The sequence below is a fragment of the Streptomyces sp. NBC_01255 genome (assembly GCF_036226445.1).
GTDB lineage: Bacteria > Actinomycetota > Actinomycetes > Streptomycetales > Streptomycetaceae > Streptomyces.
The window spans coordinates 1,431,273-1,448,639 of record NZ_CP108474.1; the positions used below are offsets into that span (position 1 = coordinate 1,431,273).

General features: G+C 72.9%; 17 protein-coding genes and 1 riboswitch. Of the genes, 6 read left to right on the top strand and 11 right to left on the bottom strand.

The genetic code is table 11. The annotated features are described in order from the left end of the window. Positions 1 to 19: 19 nt before the first annotated feature. Positions 20 to 868, bottom strand: a complete 849-nt coding sequence (locus tag OG357_RS06110; RefSeq protein WP_329620157.1) for an LLM class flavin-dependent oxidoreductase — start codon at positions 866 to 868, stop codon at positions 20 to 22. 94 nt (positions 869 to 962) lie between these two features. Here OG357_RS06110 and OG357_RS06115 point away from each other — a divergent pair, with 94 nt between their 5' ends. The 3 genes from OG357_RS06115 (at position 963) to metE (ending at position 4,936) form a co-directional block, all read left to right on the top strand. Next, positions 963 to 1,433, top strand: coding sequence for an Lrp/AsnC family transcriptional regulator (locus tag OG357_RS06115; RefSeq protein ID WP_329620158.1), 471 nt, complete (start codon positions 963 to 965; stop codon positions 1,431 to 1,433). A gap of 373 nt (positions 1,434 to 1,806) precedes the next feature. Then, positions 1,807 to 2,151 carry a hypothetical protein gene (locus tag OG357_RS06120; protein WP_329620159.1) on the top strand — a complete coding sequence of 115 codons (345 nt, stop codon included), beginning with the start codon at positions 1,807 to 1,809 and terminating at the stop codon, positions 2,149 to 2,151. A 79-nt stretch (positions 2,152 to 2,230) separates the two neighbouring features. After that, positions 2,231 to 2,451: riboswitch (cobalamin riboswitch) on the top strand. Between the two features lie 166 nt (positions 2,452 to 2,617). Further along, positions 2,618 to 4,936 carry a 5-methyltetrahydropteroyltriglutamate--homocysteine S-methyltransferase gene (metE, locus tag OG357_RS06125; RefSeq protein ID WP_329620160.1) on the top strand — a complete coding sequence of 773 codons (2,319 nt, stop codon included), beginning with the start codon at positions 2,618 to 2,620 and terminating at the stop codon, positions 4,934 to 4,936. A 76-nt stretch (positions 4,937 to 5,012) separates the two neighbouring features. On the opposite strand, the gene OG357_RS06130 is transcribed toward metE, so the two are convergent. From OG357_RS06130 to OG357_RS06170, 9 genes are all read right to left on the bottom strand, one after another. Continuing rightward, positions 5,013 to 6,179, bottom strand: a complete 1,167-nt coding sequence (locus tag OG357_RS06130) for an oxygenase MpaB family protein (protein ID WP_329620161.1) — start codon at positions 6,177 to 6,179, stop codon at positions 5,013 to 5,015. A gap of 78 nt (positions 6,180 to 6,257) precedes the next feature. Continuing rightward, positions 6,258 to 7,316 carry a polyprenyl synthetase family protein gene (locus OG357_RS06135; protein WP_329620162.1) on the bottom strand — a complete coding sequence of 353 codons (1,059 nt, stop codon included), beginning with the start codon at positions 7,314 to 7,316 and terminating at the stop codon, positions 6,258 to 6,260. Beyond that, positions 7,306 to 7,584 carry a polyprenyl synthetase gene (locus tag OG357_RS06140; protein ID WP_329620163.1) on the bottom strand — a complete coding sequence of 93 codons (279 nt, stop codon included), beginning with the start codon at positions 7,582 to 7,584 and terminating at the stop codon, positions 7,306 to 7,308. The genes OG357_RS06135 and OG357_RS06140 overlap by 11 nt, the downstream gene beginning before the upstream one ends. 145 nt (positions 7,585 to 7,729) lie before the next feature. Beyond that, positions 7,730 to 8,743: a pyridoxal-phosphate dependent enzyme gene (locus tag OG357_RS06145; RefSeq protein ID WP_329620164.1), complete on the bottom strand. Its 1,014-nt coding sequence runs from the start codon at positions 8,741 to 8,743 to the stop codon at positions 7,730 to 7,732. After that, positions 8,664 to 9,722, bottom strand: a complete 1,059-nt coding sequence (locus OG357_RS06150) for a GHMP family kinase ATP-binding protein (RefSeq protein WP_329620165.1) — start codon at positions 9,720 to 9,722, stop codon at positions 8,664 to 8,666. The genes OG357_RS06145 and OG357_RS06150 overlap by 80 nt, the downstream gene beginning before the upstream one ends. Continuing rightward, on the bottom strand, positions 9,719 to 10,576 hold the full coding sequence (locus OG357_RS06155; protein WP_329620166.1) for a Rossmann-like domain-containing protein: 858 nt from the start codon (positions 10,574 to 10,576) through the stop codon (positions 9,719 to 9,721). Before OG357_RS06155 ends, OG357_RS06150 begins: the two co-directional genes overlap by 4 nt. 11 nt (positions 10,577 to 10,587) lie before the next feature. Further along, complete coding sequence (locus OG357_RS06160) at positions 10,588 to 11,391, bottom strand: ABC transporter ATP-binding protein (protein WP_329620167.1); 804 nt, start codon at positions 11,389 to 11,391, stop codon at positions 10,588 to 10,590. Then, positions 11,388 to 12,512 carry a FecCD family ABC transporter permease gene (locus tag OG357_RS06165; protein ID WP_329620168.1) on the bottom strand — a complete coding sequence of 375 codons (1,125 nt, stop codon included), beginning with the start codon at positions 12,510 to 12,512 and terminating at the stop codon, positions 11,388 to 11,390. Before OG357_RS06165 ends, OG357_RS06160 begins: the two co-directional genes overlap by 4 nt. After that, positions 12,502 to 13,536 carry an ABC transporter substrate-binding protein gene (locus OG357_RS06170; protein ID WP_329620169.1) on the bottom strand — a complete coding sequence of 345 codons (1,035 nt, stop codon included), beginning with the start codon at positions 13,534 to 13,536 and terminating at the stop codon, positions 12,502 to 12,504. Before OG357_RS06170 ends, OG357_RS06165 begins: the two co-directional genes overlap by 11 nt. 171 nt (positions 13,537 to 13,707) lie before the next feature. Here OG357_RS06170 and OG357_RS06175 point away from each other — a divergent pair, with 171 nt between their 5' ends. The 3 genes from OG357_RS06175 to OG357_RS06185 all read left to right on the top strand — a co-directional run bounded on the left by OG357_RS06175 (position 13,708) and on the right by OG357_RS06185 (position 16,531). Beyond that, entirely contained in the window at positions 13,708 to 15,003 is a 1,296-nt protein-coding gene (locus OG357_RS06175; RefSeq protein WP_329620170.1) for an MFS transporter, read from the top strand. Between the two features lie 95 nt (positions 15,004 to 15,098). Continuing rightward, on the top strand, positions 15,099 to 15,755 hold the full coding sequence (locus OG357_RS06180) for a hypothetical protein (protein ID WP_329620171.1): 657 nt from the start codon (positions 15,099 to 15,101) through the stop codon (positions 15,753 to 15,755). Between the two features lie 80 nt (positions 15,756 to 15,835). Then, a complete protein-coding gene (locus OG357_RS06185) occupies positions 15,836 to 16,531 on the top strand; it encodes a type 1 glutamine amidotransferase domain-containing protein (protein ID WP_329620172.1) in 696 nt (231 codons plus the stop codon). 31 nt (positions 16,532 to 16,562) lie between these two features. On the opposite strand, the gene OG357_RS06190 is transcribed toward OG357_RS06185, so the two are convergent. Continuing rightward, on the bottom strand, positions 16,563 to 17,246 hold the full coding sequence (locus OG357_RS06190) for a TetR/AcrR family transcriptional regulator (protein ID WP_329620173.1): 684 nt from the start codon (positions 17,244 to 17,246) through the stop codon (positions 16,563 to 16,565). Between the last annotated feature and the right edge of the window lie 121 nt (positions 17,247 to 17,367).

The window sequence follows — 17,367 nt, forward strand, 5'->3', positions numbered from 1 at the left end:
AGAGGGACAGGGACAGCGGTCAGTCGTGGGACAGGGAGAGGGACCCGGCCACGGCGGTGAGTGCCTGCCAGGCCTTTTCCGGGTGGTGTGTCTCGCTCGGGTTCCCCGCATACGGGTCGAGGACGACGGACTCGGCGCCAAGGAGCCGCAGTCCGTCGAGGTCGTCGAGGATCTGGTCGAGCGTGCCGTGCCCCGCGAGCCGGTCCGCGCCGGTGACCGGTGCCGCGGTGACCTGGAGGGCGATCCGCGGAGCCAGCGCCGGCACGGGGAGCCGCAGCTCGTCCGCGGCGGCCTTCAGCCGGTCGGCGCCCTCGCGCAGCCACGGCAGGGTGGGGCGCAGCGGGTGCCAGGCGTCCCCGAGCCGTACGGCACGCCGCATCCCCGCGTCGCTGTTGCCGCCGACCCACACCGGAATCCTCCTCTCCCCGTAGTCCGCGGTGTTCGCCCACGCCTCCCGGACGCCCCGCAGGTGCTCGTCGGTCAGCCGGCCACGGCGCTCGAAGGGGATGCCGAGGGCGGCGAACTCCTGCCGTGCCCAGCCCACGCCCATGCCGAGGACCAGCCGCCCGCCGCTCAGCTGGTCGAGGTTGGCCGCCATGCGGGCGGTGAGCAGGGGGTGCCGGTAGGGGGCGATGAGCACGGTCGTGCCGAGCCGGACGCGGGTGGTGAGGCCGGCCAGCCAGGAGAGGGTGGTGAACGGCTCGTAGAAGGGTGCCGGATAGCGCTCGGCGACGTCGGGTGTGACGGCGATGTGGTCCGAGACCATCAGGAGGTCGTAACCCAGGCCTTCCACGGTCCGAGCCCAGTTCCGCAGGACTCCGGGGTCGGTGCCGGGTCCGAAGTTGAGGATGTTGACTCCGATCTTCACGAGAACGAGGCTAGTCAGGCGGCAGGGTCCCGCAGAAGGGATTCCCGCCTGTTCCGAGGCCCTTCGGCCGTGGATCCGCCGGTAATCTGGCCGGATGACCGAGACCCTCGACGCGACGGACTGGGCGATCCTGAGGGAACTCCAGCAGGACGGCCGGATCGCGTACACGGAGTTGGCGCGGCGGGTGAACCTGAGCGCGTCGGCGACCAAGGAGCGGGTGCGGCGTCTGGAGGACGCCGAGGTGATCACGGGGTTCCGGGCGGAGGTGGACCTGGAGCGGACCGGCCATCCGGTGCTCGCGGTGGTCCGGCTGAAGTACCCGGGGACACGGCACGAGCCGTTGCGCCGGCTGCTCGGTGAGCGCCCGGAGTACCTGGAGTGTCTGCGGACGACCGGGGACGACTGCTACGTCCTGAAGGTGGCGGCCACGTCGATGTCCCATCTGGAGGAGCTCGTCGACGCGCTGGCCCGGTTCGGGAGTACGACCACGAACCTCGTCCTCAGCCGGACGCTGCCGTTCCGGGGACCGGCCGAGCCGCGAACGGCAGCGCGCGCGGCTCGCTGAGATCCGGAAGGGGCGCGCGACATCTGCCGTGCGCCCTCTCAGTCCGACCGCGCGCTCCGGCGAACGGGTCAAACGGTGCTGGGGGCTTCCCGACCAAGATCAATAGCCTGACGTCCGGCGCGTGACCTCGCGTCTGTCGGACAGAGAAGGCAAGCGACTCCCGTGAAACTTCCGATGTTGCAGCGCATGGCGTGGCTCACCGCGGCGACCGCGCTGCTGACGACGCCCGGCTCCGCCCCGGCGGGCGCCGCCGACACATGGCAGAAGGCTCGCCGCCCTGTGGGCGGACCGGGGCGCGGGGCCCGACCGTCCCGCCACCCTGTACGCGGCGCCCCTGACGTTCGCCGCGTGGGGGCAGCCGCTGTTCGGCGCGGTGACGAACCGGACCTACCGGTCGACGTACCCGGACGACGCCGGCACGCGGCACATCTCCGACATCGCGGTGACCGCCGCCGGCCGGCTCGTCGTGGGTTCGGCGGCGGACGCCGGTGACGGCGGCCCGTTCGACTCCGCGGTGAGCGACGCCGGCCGGGTGACGATCTCGGCGACGGGCCGGGTCCGGGTCTCCCTCGCGGCCTCCCCGACCGTGCTCGGGACGTACCCCCAGTACAAGATCGAGGCGGTGGAGTGCCTGCCCGACTCCACGGACACCCTGCTGGGCACCGACGACGAGAACCTCGGCGGCTACGTACGGACGGTGTCCTTCTGCGGCGCCTGAGCACGACGTGACCTGACGGACTCCGGGGCCTGCTGGGGCCCCGGAGTCCCCTTGCGTGCAAAGACCGCGAGGACCGGGCTACGCTGCGGGTGCAGCTGGTTCGCCCCCGTCAGCCGGACGGGATGCGTCGTAAGAGGGAACCCGGTGGGAATCCGGGACTGCCCCGCAGCGGTGAGCGGGAACGACCGCCGTCATCAGCACTGGACCCGGGAAGGGTCTGGGAAGCGACGGCCATTAGGTGTCCTCCCCCGTGAGGACGTGCCCGCGAGTCCGAAGACCTGCCCGTTGCCCGCACGCGGACGATTCCGCGCGCGGATGTTCCGGTGACCTCGTGGGCGGGTCGGCGTACAGAGCGAGAAGGACGACCGCGTCGCACCGCGCCGGGTCGCACCGTCCGTTCCGTCACCCTTCGCGCCCTCGTCCCGTCACCGGGACCTCAGGGATTCATCTCGCGAAGGAGATCTCCGTGACCACCAAGTCCGCAGCCGCGGCAGCGCAGGCCACCCTGCACGGCTACCCCCGCCAAGGCGCCGACCGGGAACTGAAGAAGGCCGTCGAAGGCTACTGGAAGGGCCGCGTCAGCGCCGACGCCCTCCGGACGACCGCCGCCGAACTGCGCCGTACCACCTGGCGGCAGCTCGCCGCCGCCGGTGTCGACGAGGTCCCCACCGGCGACTTCTCGTACTACGACCACGTCCTCGACACCACCGTCATGGTCGGCGCGATCCCCGCCCGCCACCGGGCCGCCGTCGCGGCGGACCCGCTCGACGGCTACTTCGCCATGGCACGCGGCACCCAGGATGTCGCGCCACTGGAGATGACCAAGTGGTTCGACACCAACTACCACTATCTCGTCCCGGAGTTGGGACCTGACACGGTCTTCTCGGCCGACTCCTCCCAGCAGGTCGCGGGCTTCCGGGAAGCTCTCGACCTGGGCCTCGGCGCCCGGCCCGTCCTGGTCGGCCCCGTCACCTACCTGATGCTCGCCAAGCCCGCGCCCGGCGTGGCGGCCGACTTCGATCCGCTCACCCTCCTCGACCGGCTGCTTCCGGTGTACGCCGAGGTCCTCGCCGACCTCCGCGCGGCGGGCGCCGACTGGGTGCAGCTCGACGAGCCCGCCCTCGTCCAGGACCGCACCCCGGCGGAACTGAACGCCGCCGCACGCGCCTACCGCGACCTCGGCGCGCTCACGGACCGTCCGAAGCTCCTGGTCGCCTCCTACTTCGACCGGCTCGGCGACGCCCTCCCGGTGCTGGCCAAGGCGCCGGTGGAGGGGCTGGCCCTCGACTTCACCGAGCGAGCGGCCGCCAACCTGGACTCGCTCGCCGCCATCGGCGGCCTGCCCGGCAAGCGACTCGTCGCCGGAGTGGTCAACGGCCGCAACATCTGGGTCAACGACCTGGCCGCGTCGCTCACCACACTCGGCACCCTCCTCGGTCTCGCCGACCGCGTCGACGTGGCGGCCTCCTGCTCCCTGCTGCACGTCCCGCTCGACGCCACGGCGGAACGCGAGATCGATCCGCAGATCCTGCGCTGGCTCGCCTTCGCCCGCCAGAAGACCGCCGAGATCGTCACCCTCGCGAAGGGACTCTCGCAGGGCACCGGGGCCATCACCGGCGAACTCGCCGCCAACCGCGCCGACCTCGCCTCGCGCGCCCGCTCCCCGATCACCCAGGACCCGGCCGTCCGCTCCCGCGCAGCCGCCGTCACCGACGCCGACACCCGCCGCCCCCAGCCGTACGCCGACCGCGCGGGCGCCCAACACGCCGCCCTCCGGCTTCCGTTGCTCCCCTCCACGACCATCGGCTCGTTCCCGCAGACCGCGGAGCTGCGGACCGCGCGGGCCGACCTGCGGGCCGGGCGGATCGACACCGCCGGGTACGAGGAGCGCATCAGGTCCGAGATCCAGGACGTGATCGCCTTCCAGGAGAAGACCGGCCTCGACGTCCTGGTCCACGGCGAGCCCGAACGCAACGACATGGTCCAGTACTTCGCCGAGCAGCTCACGGGCTACCTGGCCACGCGACACGGCTGGGTCCAGTCCTACGGCACCCGCTACGTCCGGCCGCCCGTCCTCGCCGGGGACATCTCCCGTCCCGCGCCGATGACGGTCCGCTGGACGGCGTACGCCCGGTCCCTCACCGCCAAGCCCGTCAAGGGCATGCTCACCGGACCGGTCACCATGCTCGCCTGGTCCTTCGTCCGCGACGACCAGCCCCTCGCCGACACCGCCCGCCAGGTCGCCCTCGCCCTGCGCGACGAGGTGAACGACCTGGAGGCGGCGGGCACTTCGGTCATCCAGGTGGACGAGCCGGCCCTCCGCGAGACCCTGCCGCTGCGCGCCGCCGACCACGGGACGTACCTGGCGTGGGCGACGGAGGCGTTCCGCCTCACGACCGCCGGAGTGCGCCCGGAGACCCAGATCCACACCCATATGTGCTACGCCGAGTTCGGCGACATCGTCCAGGCCATCGACGACCTCGACGCCGACGTCATCAGCCTGGAGGCCGCCCGCTCCCACATGCAGGTCGCCCGCGAACTCGCCGCGCACGGCTACCCGCGCGAGGCGGGACCCGGTGTCTACGACATCCACTCGCCGCGCGTGCCGAGCGCCCACGAGGCCGCCGAGCTGCTCCGTACCGGCCTCGAAGCCATCCCCGCCGAGCGGCTCTGGGTCAACCCCGACTGCGGCCTGAAGACCCGAGGCTGGCCCGAGACCCGCGCCTCCCTGGAGAACCTGGTCGCGGCGGCCCGCACCGTCCGCGCGGAACTCGCCACCCCCTGACCGTGCCGTAGCGACAGGGAATCCTCGCGCCCCCGCCCGAGCGGCGGGGGCGCGGGGATCACGGGGATCACGGGGATCACGGGGAGACCGTGGCGGCCGGGGGCGTCCAGCGGCGCGTGCGGGCCGGGATAGCCGAGAGGCCGTACTCCTTCCTGAGGTCCTCGGGGATGGCGTAGTGCATGACGCGTCCGCGGGTGAGGGAGGACAGTTCGAGGACGGTGGTGAGGTGGCCGAGTCGGTCCAGGGCCCACGCGCCGAGCGGGGAGCGGTCCTCGATGGTCTCCAGGACGCCGAGGAGGTGGGGGACGGACTTGACGAGGGTGTCCCAGCGGGTGCGGGGGACGTCCAGCCAGTCGGCGCAGGTGTCGCCGACGAGGTAGCGGATGAGCGCGGAGACGACAGGGTCGAAGAGGGTGCCGGGCACGACCTCCTCGTAGAGGTCGATCAGCTGCCGGGTCAGATGGGATCCCTCCGGGGAGGGGCCCATGTAGCGGATCATGTACTGGTCGAGGAAGCGGCGGGCGTCGTCGAGGCTCTTCGGTACGGCGTCCTGGTCGACGCCCAGCATGGCGCCGACCACGCGCCAGGCGTAGTAGTAGGCGTCCGCGCCCTCGGAGGTCATGTGGATGCCGAGGCGGTGGAGGCTGTCGAGGACGAGCATCGAGAAGAACATCTGCCCGCCGATCATGTCCTCCTGACAGATCGGCACCCCCAACGCCCCGGCGTCCCATCGGTTCTCGCGGGTGAGGTGGTGGCGGATGGAGGCGTGCAGCAGGCGGACTTTCTGCGCGGCGGGGATGAAGCGGCTCCCCGCCTCGAAGGCGTCGGGCCGCATCAGGTAGACGGTGAACTGGCCTGTCTCCGCCATGCGGGTGGACGGGTAGCTCAGTCCGTGGGTCGTCGACAGCAGCTTCGCCACGTGCGGGACGAGGTAGCAGGCGGGCATGGCGGCGAAGGACAGCGCGGTGGAGATGTGGACGTTGTTGTCGATGAAGAACAGCCGGGCCTTCTCCATCTCCCCCCAGTCCACCCAGGCCGGCGGGGCGCTCGTGGCCCGGAGGTACTCCCGGGCGACGTCGGGAAGCCCGTCCGGCAGCGGAGCGCCGGCGGTGGAGACGTACCGCATCAGGGTGTTGAACGTACCGACCTCGCCGCGTTCGAAGAGCGCGGCGACCGTGGCGTCGGCGAGTTCGTCGCCGGTCTTCCGCAGGGCGTCCGTCGACGCCTCGGTGGTCCGGGTCATGGCGGGGCTCCTTGTTCTCCTGGTCGTCCGTCGGTCGGTGAGTCCGTGAGTCCGTGAGTGCGTGAGTGCGTGAGTGCGTCAGGAGCGGCGGACCGCCGCCGAGTGCGCCAGGCCGGTGAGCGCGGCGGCGGCAGGCGCGGGCAGGTTCAGGGCGTCGAGGGCGCGGAGGGCCTCCTCGACCCGCTCGGTGATCATGACCTCGACCCGCTCGGGTGCCTTCAGTCGCCGCATGACCGCCCGTACGGCGTCCAGGGCGTCGCCGTCGGGGTCGTCCGACGTGCCGAGCAGGTCGCGCAGCCGCCCGCGGTCCTCGTCCCCCGCGAGCCGCCAGGTCTCCGCGAGGAGGGCGGTGGGCCGCCGGCCGTGTACGTCGTCGGCGCCGGCCTTTCCGGTGACCTCCGGGTCTCCGAACAGGCCGAGCAGATCGTCCCGCAACTGGAACGCCTCTCCGAGCGGCAGCCCGTACGCGGAGTAGCCCTCGCGCAGCCGCCGCCCGGCCCCGGCCAAGGCGCCGCCGATCAACAGAGGTTGCTCGACGGTGTACTTGGCGGTCTTGTAGCGGATCACCTTCAGCGACGCCGCCGTGTCCGGGGCCGCGCCGGTGTGCAGGATCTCCAGGCACTCGCCCGCGATCAGGTCCCGGGCCAGGGCCGCCCAGAGCGGACGGGCCCGGCCGAGGTAGGCGGCCGGCAGTCCGCTGGTGACGAAGAGCTGGCCGGCGAGCGACATGAGCAGGTCCCCGACGAGCATCGCCAGCGACCGGGCGCCCTCGGCGGGACGCGGGTGGTGCTCCACCGCGTCGCGCAGGGCCAGGTGCGCGGTGGGCCGGCCGTGCCGCAGCGGACTGTCGTCGATCAGGTCGTCGTGCACGACCGCGGCCGCGTGCACGATCTCCATCGAGGCCGCCGCCCGCAGCAGCGCTTCGCTGTCGGGCTGCCCCACCGCGCGCCAGCCCCAGTAACAGAACGCCGCCCGCAGCCGTTTGCCCTCCGTGGTCGCCGCCTCCAGCTGCCCGGCCACCGGGCCCAGCGCGGGATCGACCTCGGACAGCAGGTCGGCCTCCTGGGCGACGTACCGCCGGAGCACGGCGTCGACGCGCGCCTTGAACGCGGCGGGATCCCAGCGCTCAGACGTCATCGTCGGCCCGCCGGGCCAGCACGTGCCGGGCGAGAACCTCCAGGTGGGCCGGTGGCGGCGACGCGTACCTGTCGAGGACGAGGCGCCCGCGCGCCTCCAGATCCCGCTCGGCCTCCGCCGCCACCTCGGCGGCGTCCGAACGCCTCAACAGGCCGCGGACGGCCCCGAGTCCCGAACTCAGCGTGCTCACCGCCAGGTCGGCGAGGCCCGCCGCCAGCAACACCGCCCGCTCGTCCAGGCCCGCCTGGGGTCCCGACTCCCGCGTCATGCCATTCCCCCGCCCGCGGCGCGGCCGGGGCTCCGTGCCCCGGCCGCGCTCTCGCCGCCACTTCTCCCCCAGCGTCACGCCCACCAGGGGAACGGCGCAGGTGAACTCACCAACGAGTGATCACCTCGCTGAAACGTACGAGTCCTCACACACACGCGCGGTTCCAGTGCATCCGGGACCACGGCAGGACCAGCTCGCTCCGGTCCTTCACGTCGCGCGGGGCGAGGCCCTCGACAGGTACGGCCTCGCGGTGCCGTGCGTAGACGGTGTCGACGTAGCGGTGGCCGGTGTCGGCGGCGATGAAGAGGACCGTCCGCGAGGGGGTGCGCGCGCGTTCGTGGCGGGCGGCGAGGTAGCCGGCGCCGGTCGAGAGGCCCGCGAAGACCGCGTGCCGGCGCAGCAGGTCGACGCTGCCGGCCAGTGCCGCGTCGAAGGAGATCCAGTGCAGGGTGTCGTACAGCTCGTGGGAGACGTTCCCGAAGGGGATGGAGCTGCCGATCCCGGCGATGATGATCTCGGGATCGGAGACGTGCTCGGCGCCGAAGGTGACGCTGCCGTACGGCTGGACGCCGACGAGTTCGACGTCGGCCTCGCCATCGCGCGGCTCGTCGGCCGGCGCGCGCAGATAGCGGGCCAGGGCGCCGGTCGAGGCCCCCGAGCCGACCCCGCCGACGACGGTGAGCCCGTCCGTTCCGGTCGCCTCCCGGATCCGGTCGGCGATCGCGCGGTAGCCGAGGTAGTGGATGTCGTCGTGGTACTGCCGCATCCAGTGGTACTCGGGGTGTTCGGCGAGGATCTCGTGGATCCGCTCGACGCGCCGCTTCTGGTCGAGCTTGAGATCGCTGGACGGCTCCATCTGCTCCAGCGTCGCCCCGAGCACGGCGAGTTGTGTGCGCAGCGTGTGATCCACCGTGGACGAGCCGACGATGTGACAGCGCATGCCGTACCGATGGCAGGCCAGGGCGAGGGCGTAGGCGTAGATGCCACTGGAGCTGTCCAGCAGGGTGTCCCCGCGCCGTACGGTTCCGGTGTCCAGGAGGTGGCGTACCGCCGCGAGGGCGGAGACCACCTTCATCGTCTCAAAACGCAGGCAGACCAGCCGGTCGTCGAGACGTATCAGGTCCGGCCGGCCGATCGACTCCGCGATGTGCTGGTCCATTCCAGGGCTCCTTGGTGGTGGTGGCGGCGGTCGTGAAGGTCCGGGTGGCGGGGATGCCGTGGGCGTCCAGGGCGCGCAGGCAGCCGCGGACGCGGTGCCGCACCCCCGGCGCGGCCGGGTCGAAGAGCACGCCCGCCACCGCGCCGCTGTGCGCGATCTGCACGCCCGCCGCCCCGACCCGGCGGGCGATGCCGGTCAGTGCGTCGAACTCCGGGTGTCCGAGTACGTGTTGGCCGCGTCGAGCGCTGGCGGTGGCGACCTGCCCGAGCAGTCCGACGTCGCCGGTGGCCACGGCCCGGCGCAGCCGCGCGCGCAGCAGCTCGTAGGCCCGTACGTCACCGGCGTCGGGCTCGTACGCGGGGAGGGCCAGCGTGTCCACGGGCGCTCCGCCGCCCAGCACGCAGCCGACCACGACCAGCGGCGGCAGGGACGGGCCGAGGACTTCCAGGACGCGGCCCTCCCGCTGGGCGAAGAGCACGGGACCTCCGTCCAGCATCAGCGGATCGCAGGCCAGCTCCGCGCGGACCGCCAGCCGGGCGACGGTCTCGGGCGTCAGGCGAAGCCCGTACGAGTCCGCGACCGCCCGTACGGCGGCGATCACGTCGCTGGTGGAGCTGCCCATGCCCAGTCCCACCGGGATGTCGCCGGTGAGACGCAACTCCCCTCCGCAGGGCGGCTGTCCGACCCGCTCGGCACACGCGGCCACGGCGAGCGCCGCGGCCTGCGCGGCCTTCCCCCGGCCGGCGGGGACGACGGTGAGCGCCTCGGCCGGCGTGCCGGGAGCGCGGACGAACCGAGCTCCGCTGCCCGGGCCGGCCATGGGGAGGGTGACCAGTCCGGCGCACCGGAGCCCGTCACCGTCGAGGAAGACCCCTTGGAGGATCTCGCCGTGGTGACAGGGCGCGTACCCGGTGCCCGCGCCGGTGCCCGTGCACGTGCCGGCGCCGGTGGAAGGGGCCGGGCGGGCGGCGGGGATCACGCGCCGTCCACCGTCCGGTAGCGGTACAGAACCGTCTCCTCGGCGCTGAACTGGGAGAAGGGGAAGGGTTCCGCGGAGAGCGCGGTGACGCCGGAGCCGAGGAACGCCCGGGCGACGGCGCTGCCGGTCTGCGCGTAGACGACCAGCGGGATGCCGCGGGAGCGACAGCGGTCGAGGATCGTGTCGAACGAGCCGTTGCTCAGGGTCATTCCGGTGGCGACGACGGCCTGGGCCCGGTCCAGCACCTCGTGCATGTCGGCGGTGACGGGGTCGCCCCACTGCGTGGTCCTGAGGTTGAGGTCGCAGGGCAGCGGTCGGCCGCCGCGCGCGCGGATCGCCGCGACGAGCGGATTGACGACGCCGATGAGACCCACCTCGGCGCCCTCCTCGATGTCCAGCAGGCCCGCGATGGCCGCGTCGCGGGCCTTGGCGCGGACCTCCGGGGTGCCGGTGGGGAGGGTGACCGGCTCGGCGTCGCCCGCCGCGCCTGCCGTCCGGTGCGGTCGGACCTCGGAGAGGTAGGCGTCGAGGGCGGCGATCCGCAGCGGACGCGGAGCCTCTCGCAGGAGCACGTCGAGCGGGGTGCCCGAGGAGTCACGGCAGATCGACGGGTCGATCTCGCCGGCCTCGAAGGCGCAGCCACCGAACGAGCCGCCGAGGCGGACGAGGACGTACTGGTTGAGATAGGTGGTGTCGCCGCCGGCCAGGCGGGTGCCGTGGTGGATCCAGAACACGCTGGTCGCGACGAGTTCGGAGGGAAGCGGTCCGTGCGCACCGGCCAGGACGGCCTCGACGAGGCCGTCGACGGACGTCGCGGCGGAAGGGGTGACAGAGGTGGGGATCGTCTGGGTCATGGCTTTCCTTTTCACAGGGCTGGTTGGGGTGCCGGGGCCGGTGCCGCGTCGCCGAGCGGCCCTCGGTACGTCACGTGGGGGTGTCCCAGGGCGTCGGCGGTGAGTTCGGCGTCCACCTCGAAGACCTCGGCGAGCCGGTCGGCGGTCAGCACGGCGGCGGGCGGGCCGGAGGCGACCAGCCGGCCGTGGTGCAGGAGCACCAGCCGGTCGCAGTACCGGGCGGCGAGTGACAGGTCGTGCAGCGCGACCAGGACCGTCCGGCCGGTGCCGGACAGCAGCTCCATGAGCTCCAACTGGTGTTTGACGTCGAGGTGGTTGGTGGGTTCGTCGAGGAGCAGCGCGTACGGCTGCTGGGCGAGCGCGCGGGCGATGTGGGCGCGCTGCCGCTCGCCGCCCGACAGCGCCTTCCAGGAGCGGTCGGCGAGCGCGGTCAGGCCGAGCCGTTCGAGGGCGGCGGCCACCACGGCCCGGTCGGTGGCGTCCGGACCGCGCCAGCGGTCCCGGAACGGGGTCCGCCCCAGGCCCACGACGTCACCGACCCGCAGGTCGCTGTCCGCGCCCGAGTCCTGTTCGACGAAGGCGACATGGCGGGCGACGCGACGCGCGCTCCAGTGCCGTACGGACTCCCCGTCGTAGCGGACCTCGCCCGCGTCAGGAGCCCGGAGGCCGGCCAGACAGCGGAGCAGCGACGACTTGCCGGAGCCGTTCGGCCCCAGCAGTCCCACGGTCTCGCCGGGGGCGATGTCCAGGCTGACGTCGTGGACGACCCGCGTGCCGGCCACCGACCAGCTGAGTGCTTCGGCGGTGATCCTCACAGTTCCCCCCTCCTGCGCAGGACGAGCAGGAAGAGCGGTACGCCGAGGAGGGCGGTGATGACACCCACCGGGACCTCGCGGGGCGCGAAGGCGATCCGCGCCAGCGCGTCCGTCCAGACGAGGAACACCGCTCCGGCGAGCGCCGCGTAGGGCAGCAGGACCCGGTGCAGCGGCCCGACCAGGAACCGCGCCCCGTGCGGGACGATCAGGCCGACGAAGCCGATGGCTCCGACGGTGGCCACCGCCACCGCGGTCAGCACCGCCGTGACCACGAGGAGGAGCATCCGGGTGTGCCGGACGCCGATCCCCAGGGAGGCCGCGGTGTCGGTTCCGAAGGAGAGCCCGTCGAGGGCGGTGGAGCAGAACCACGCCACCGCGAGACCCAGCGGAGTGACGATCGCGCAGACCACGACGGTGTTCCAGCGGGCCGGCGCCATCGAGCCCAGCAGCCAGTGGGTGACGGCCCGTGTGGTGTCCGCGTCCGCCGAGGCCATGAGGACGAGGGAGGTCAGGGCGGTGAACAGCTGGCCGACGACCACGCCGGTGAGGACGATGCGGACGGAGTCGAGCCCGCTGCGCCGGAGCAGCAGGAGGAGCAGCGCGAAGGACAGCAGGGCGCCGACGAGCGCACCCCCGGTGACGCCGAGCGCGCTCGCGCCCACCCCGAGCACGACGACGGTGACGGCTCCCGTCGACGCGCCGGAGGAGACGCCGAGCAGGTAGGGGTCGGCGAGCGCGTTACGGGTGACCGCCTGGAGCACCGCGCCGCAGACGGCGAGCGAGGCGCCGACGAGGGCGGCCATCAGCACGCGCGGCAGACGCAGGTCCCAGACGAGGGAGTCCACGAGCGGGGGCAACGGCTCGACGTCCAGGCCGAGATGGGTGCCGAGGACACGGCCGAGGCCGGCCCAGGTCACCTCGGCCGTGCCGATGCGAACGGCGGCCGCCACCGAGCCCACGAGAACGCCCACGGCGAGAAGGAAGAGCACCACCTGGGCGGCCGCGGGCCGGCGAGCGGCGACGGACCCGCCTGCGTCACCGCCGGTCCGTGAGCCGCGGGCCGCGGGCGACAGGAGATCCGCCGCTCCCCTCCCGCTCCGGACGAGCGGGTCAGCGGGCATACCCGAGGTCCTTCATCCCGTCCGCGAGCAGTCCCAGGGTGTGCACCGAACGCACGGAGGGGTCCAGCTCGATGCCCGGCACTTCGAGGATCCTGTCGTCGCGGACCGCCGCCAGCCGGGAGATCACCGGGTGCCGGGTCATCGAGGCGCGCTTCTCGGCGGCGCTGTCGCCCGGCCGGCCGCGCTCGGACAGGTCGCCGATCACGATGAAGTCCGGGTCGCGCCGGGCGACTTCCTCCCAGGAGACCTCCGGCCAGTCCTCGTCGACGTCGTCGAAGGCGTTCTTCGCGCCGACGATCCGGCTCATCTCGCTGGGCAGGCCGGTGCCGCCCGCCACGTACGGCATGCCGTTGAAGACGGAGTAGAGGTAGACGACGGTCGGCCGGTCCGCACCCTGAGGCACCTTGGCGGCGTTCGCCCCGGCCTTGGCGACCGTGGCCCGCTGGTCGGCGGCGAGTCTGCCGGCCCGCTCCTCGACTCCGAAGACCTTGCCGAGGTTCTCGTAGTCGGAGAAGAGCAGCTCGAAGGGGGTCGTACCGGCCGCGTTCTGCTGCGGGCAGTCCACGGCGCTGACGAAGGTGGGGACCTTGAGGGCGTCCAGCTCCTCGCGGGTGCCCGCGCGGTCCTTGGTGAACAGGTCCGCAGAGCCGGCGACGACGAAGTCGGGGGTGGAGGCGCGCAGTTGCTCGCCCGTGGCGATCTTCGGGGCGATGACCGGGATCTTGGCGTACGCGGCCGCGTACCGGGCCGGGATCTTCGTCTTGAGGTTGGCCGTGCCCGCCATCCGGTCCTGGAGCCCGAGGGCGAGCAGGGTCTCGGTCGAGGTCTGGTCCAGGGCGACGGCCCGCTCAGGCGTCCCGGCGAAGGACAGCTGACGGCCACAGCTCGTGACGGCGTTCGCAGCGACGGACGACCGGTCGGTGGACTTGGCGTCCGGCGCGGAGCCGTCGCCGCCCGCCGTGGAGCAGCCCACGGTGGCGAGGAGGACGGTCAGGGCGATGCCGAGGCGGGTGGGGTGGCGCATGAGGGTCTCCGGTCTGCGGGGGGCCTGGATAAGGCATGGGTGTTGTCGTGCACCGGGCAGGAGTGCCGCGTTCGAAGGGTACTGTAATGGTATTCATTTTCATTAAAGACCCAGGGGGGCGTTCACCGAGCCGCCCCGCCCTCATCCCCGCCCCCAAGGAGCACCCACACCGTGGCGACCACACCCGCGACCGCAGCGGCCAAGTCCGATGCACCACCCCCTCGTTCGATCCTCCGCGACACCGCGTTCCTCCGCCTGTGGGCGGGCACCACCGCCTCAGGGCTCGCGACTTGGGCCCTGCCCTTCGTCCTCGGACTCGCCGTGCTGCACCACGACCTCGGCGCCGCCGGCCTCGGCCTGGTCCTCGCCGCACGCACCGCCGGCTTCCTCGTCGCCGTCGCCGTCGGCGGCGTGCTCGCCGACCGGCACTCCCGCCGCGCGGTCGTCCTCTGGTCGGCCCTCGCGGCGGCGACGGCCGCGCCCCTCCTCGCCGCCGGGCTCGGCGGCTCGCTCGCGCTGATGACGGCGGCCGCCGCCCTCGCGGGCGCCGGACAGGGCGCCTGCCGCCCGGCGTTCCAGGCGCTCACCGCCGAGACCGTCGCCCCGGAGCGCCGCCAACAGGCCAACGCCGCCATGACCATGGCCGTACGCGGTTCCACCCTCGCCGGCCCCGCCCTGACCGCGCTGCTCGCGGCCTTCCTCGACGTCCGGACGCTGCTGCTCGGCATCGGCCTGCTCTGGCTGGTCGCCGCGCTCGTCCCGGGCGAGGGCTCCGCCACCCCGGCGGACCCTGCCGCGATGCCGGACCCTGCCACCGGGCCCGCGCAGCGCGCCGGTTTCCGGGCCGAGTTCCTGGAGGGCATACGCGAGGCGCGGCGCCACCCGTGGTTCCTCGCCGGACTCGCCGCCCTCGTCGCGGTCATCGCCCTCGGCTACTCCGCCACGAGCGTCGCGCTGCCCCTGATCAGCAGGGACCGCTACGGCACCCAGTGGGTACTGGCCGCGGCCATGACCGCGTACACCGTGGGCGCGCTCGCGGGTGCCCTGGTCATCGCCCGCTGGCGCCCGCGCTCCCAGGGCTGGGCCGCCTTCGCCGGGCTGGCCGCGTACGGCGTCGCGCCGCTGAGCCTGATGCTGCCGGTGCACCCGCTCGTGGTCGTCGCCGCGTACGCCGTCGCCGGGATCGGGATCGAGCTGTTCAACGTGCCCTGGTTCACGGCCACCCAGCGGGAGGTCGCCCCGGACAAGCTGGCCCGTGTCTCCTCCCTGGACTTCCTCGTGTCCTACGGCCTCGCGCCCGTCGGACTGGCCCTGATCGCCCCGGCGATCGACGCCTTCGGGGTCACGCCCGTACTCGGCGCCTGCGCCGCCGCCTGCTTCCTCGTACCGGCCGCGGCGGCACTGACACCCACGGCCCGCCACTTCGCACGCACGGCCCCGGCCCCCGCCCCGGCGAAGACGGGCTGACGGCAGGCATCGGACGGAGACCGTGTCGGACCCCTCCGATACGGTCTCCGTCCGACGACTCTCACGAGTCGGGACGACGACACACGGGGGCAAGGATGACCATTCACCGTCCGGGACTGCCGGAGGACCTTCCGGCGGGCGAGGCCCTGTGGGCCCGGTGGGCGCTGCTCGCCTCGCTCGGCGCGACCACGAAGGAAGAGAGTCGCCCGAGCGGCTACCGCACCGGGCGCTGGATCGACGACGAGGGCCTCCACTACGACGACGCCGGCTGCACGTGGTGGACCATGTCCCGGATGGGCGAGGGCCGGTTCGTGCTGTACGGCGAGGACGAGGCGAGCGGCGTCAAGTGGCACGAGCCGCCGATCGACATGCTGGCGGGCGGCCCGGACTGGCTCCCGTACGACGAACTGCACGACCGGCTCAAGGGCTACGAGCTGGGCTGCGTCTACTGGTACGAGAACGGGTCCTGGGCCCGCGCACCCTACCCCGACGACCTCGGCGACGACGGCCTGGACTGCGGCATGAGCGACTTCGTCGACCGGGGCCGCACACTGAGCGAACTGTCCGACCACATCGACGGCACCGTCGACGGGCCGAGCGCGGACACCCTTCTGGCCGAAGCCGAGGCACACCGCCTGGAGCCGGGCCTCCTGCTGGAGCGGCTGCGCCCCACCGACCCGGACGGCGATCCACGGGACCTTCCGGCCGTCGCCAGAGCACTCACCCTCGCGGGCCTGACCGCCCCTCGGTGAGCGACGTCGCAGGCCGAACCCCGCGGGCATAGCGTGAGGACATGACCTCACCGACGATCTGAACCCTCGGAGGCCCCCGCATGTCCACAATCCTTCTCGTGATGACCGGCGCCGACCACTGGACGCTCGCCGACGGCACCAAGCACCCCACCGGCTTCTGGGCGGAGGAGGCCGTCGCGCCGTACGAGGCGTTCAAGGCTGCCGGCCACGAGATCGTCGTGGCCACCCCCGGCGGAGTCGTCCCCACGGTCGACCGGGGCAGCCTCGCCCCCGAGGTCAACGGCGGCCAGGAGGGCGCCGACAAGATCGCCGCCACCCTCGCGTCCCTCGCCGAGATCAAGAACCCGATCACGCTGGAGGACGTGGACCTCGACGACTACGCGGCCGTCTTCTACCCCGGCGGCCACGGCCCCATGGAGGACCTCGCCGCCGACCCGGCCTCGGGCCGGATCCTGATCGACGCCCTCGACTCGGGCAAGCCCCTCGCCGTCGTCTGCCACGGCCCCGCCGCGCTGCTCGCCGCCACGCGGGCGGACGGCACCAACGCCTTCGCGGGCTACAAGGTCGCCGCCTTCACCAACGCCGAGGAGACCCAGGCCGGCTTGGCGGACAAGGCCAAGTGGCTCCTGGAGACCCGCCTCGTCGAGGCCGGCGTGGACGTACAGGTCGGCGAGCCCTGGGTGCCGAACATCGTCGTCGACCGCAACCTCGTCACCGGCCAGAACCCGTCCTCCTCCGCCCCGCTCGCGGCCGAGGTCCTCAAGAAGCTGGCCTGACCCACGAAAAACGGTCGGAGGCCGTATCGGATCACTCCGATACGGCCTCCGACCGGGCTTGCGCGAGCAGCCCGTCGACGAACGTGCGGAGTACCTGAGGGTAGATGTCCCGCGCGGCCAGCGCTGCCCACCGGACGCCGATGGCGGCCAGGTGGGGCACCTGGGACGGGTCCAGGTCGTCGCGGTAGGCGAAGGGCACGCCCTCGGCCTGCCGACGGGCGGAGTGGGCGCGGACCAGGACCTCGCCCACGGTGAAGTACCAGATGCCGCGGAAGACGTCGACACTCTGCTCCGGTGTGCATCCGTGGTCGCCGGCTCCGGCCACGATGGCTTCGACCATCCACATCGCCGATTCGTCGAGGAGACCGACGAAACCGTCGGCCGAGAGAACTTCCGCCGCCCATGGCCAGGCCGCGAGGGCGTCGTGGAGCGCGGTGGCGGCCGTGACGATGCGCTCCCGTGGGTCACCGGGCAGTTCGGGGCGTCCCACCTGCTCGATGTGGTGATGGAGCAGGAGGAGCAGCAGGTCGTCCTTGTTCCGGATGTGGTGGTACAGGGTCGTCGCCCCGATGCCGATCTCGGCGGCCAGGCCGCGGATCGTCAGCTTCTCCCAGCCGTGCTGATCGATGAGCCGGCGGGCGGCCACCAGGATCTGCTCACGGGAGGTCAGGGGTGGCCGGCCGGTGCGGCCGTGCGGTGCGGGCGCTCGGGACATCGTCCCATCATGCCGCCCCTCGCCCCCGCCTCGAAACGGGTGCGGATGCGGCCTTCATGCTCACGGCGGCCTGTCCCGTGCTACTTTCGGAACACGTTCGGAAACTCAAAAGGCAGTGAGG

What these genes read in the sequence shown, in the direction of transcription:
- OG357_RS06130 (WP_329620161.1), bottom strand. Translation starts at nt 6,179, where the DNA reads ATGACCCGGACCACCGAGGCGTCGACGGACGCCCTGCGGAAGACCGGC.
- OG357_RS06145 (WP_329620164.1), bottom strand. Translation starts at nt 8,743, where the DNA reads ATGGACCAGCACATCGCGGAGTCGATCGGCCGGCCGGACCTGATACGT.
- OG357_RS06140 (WP_329620163.1), bottom strand. Translation starts at nt 7,584, where the DNA reads ATGACGCGGGAGTCGGGACCCCAGGCGGGCCTGGACGAGCGGGCGGTG.
- OG357_RS06190 (WP_329620173.1), bottom strand. Translation starts at nt 17,246, where the DNA reads ATGTCCCGAGCGCCCGCACCGCACGGCCGCACCGGCCGGCCACCCCTG.
- OG357_RS06170 (WP_329620169.1), bottom strand. Translation starts at nt 13,536, where the DNA reads ATGCGCCACCCCACCCGCCTCGGCATCGCCCTGACCGTCCTCCTCGCC.
- OG357_RS06180 (WP_329620171.1), top strand. Translation starts at nt 15,099, where the DNA reads ATGACCATTCACCGTCCGGGACTGCCGGAGGACCTTCCGGCGGGCGAG.
- OG357_RS06115 (WP_329620158.1), top strand. Translation starts at nt 963, where the DNA reads ATGACCGAGACCCTCGACGCGACGGACTGGGCGATCCTGAGGGAACTC.
- OG357_RS06135 (WP_329620162.1), bottom strand. Translation starts at nt 7,316, where the DNA reads ATGACGTCTGAGCGCTGGGATCCCGCCGCGTTCAAGGCGCGCGTCGAC.
- OG357_RS06185 (WP_329620172.1), top strand. Translation starts at nt 15,836, where the DNA reads ATGTCCACAATCCTTCTCGTGATGACCGGCGCCGACCACTGGACGCTC.
- OG357_RS06165 (WP_329620168.1), bottom strand. Translation starts at nt 12,512, where the DNA reads ATGCCCGCTGACCCGCTCGTCCGGAGCGGGAGGGGAGCGGCGGATCTC.
- OG357_RS06155 (WP_329620166.1), bottom strand. Translation starts at nt 10,576, where the DNA reads ATGACCCAGACGATCCCCACCTCTGTCACCCCTTCCGCCGCGACGTCC.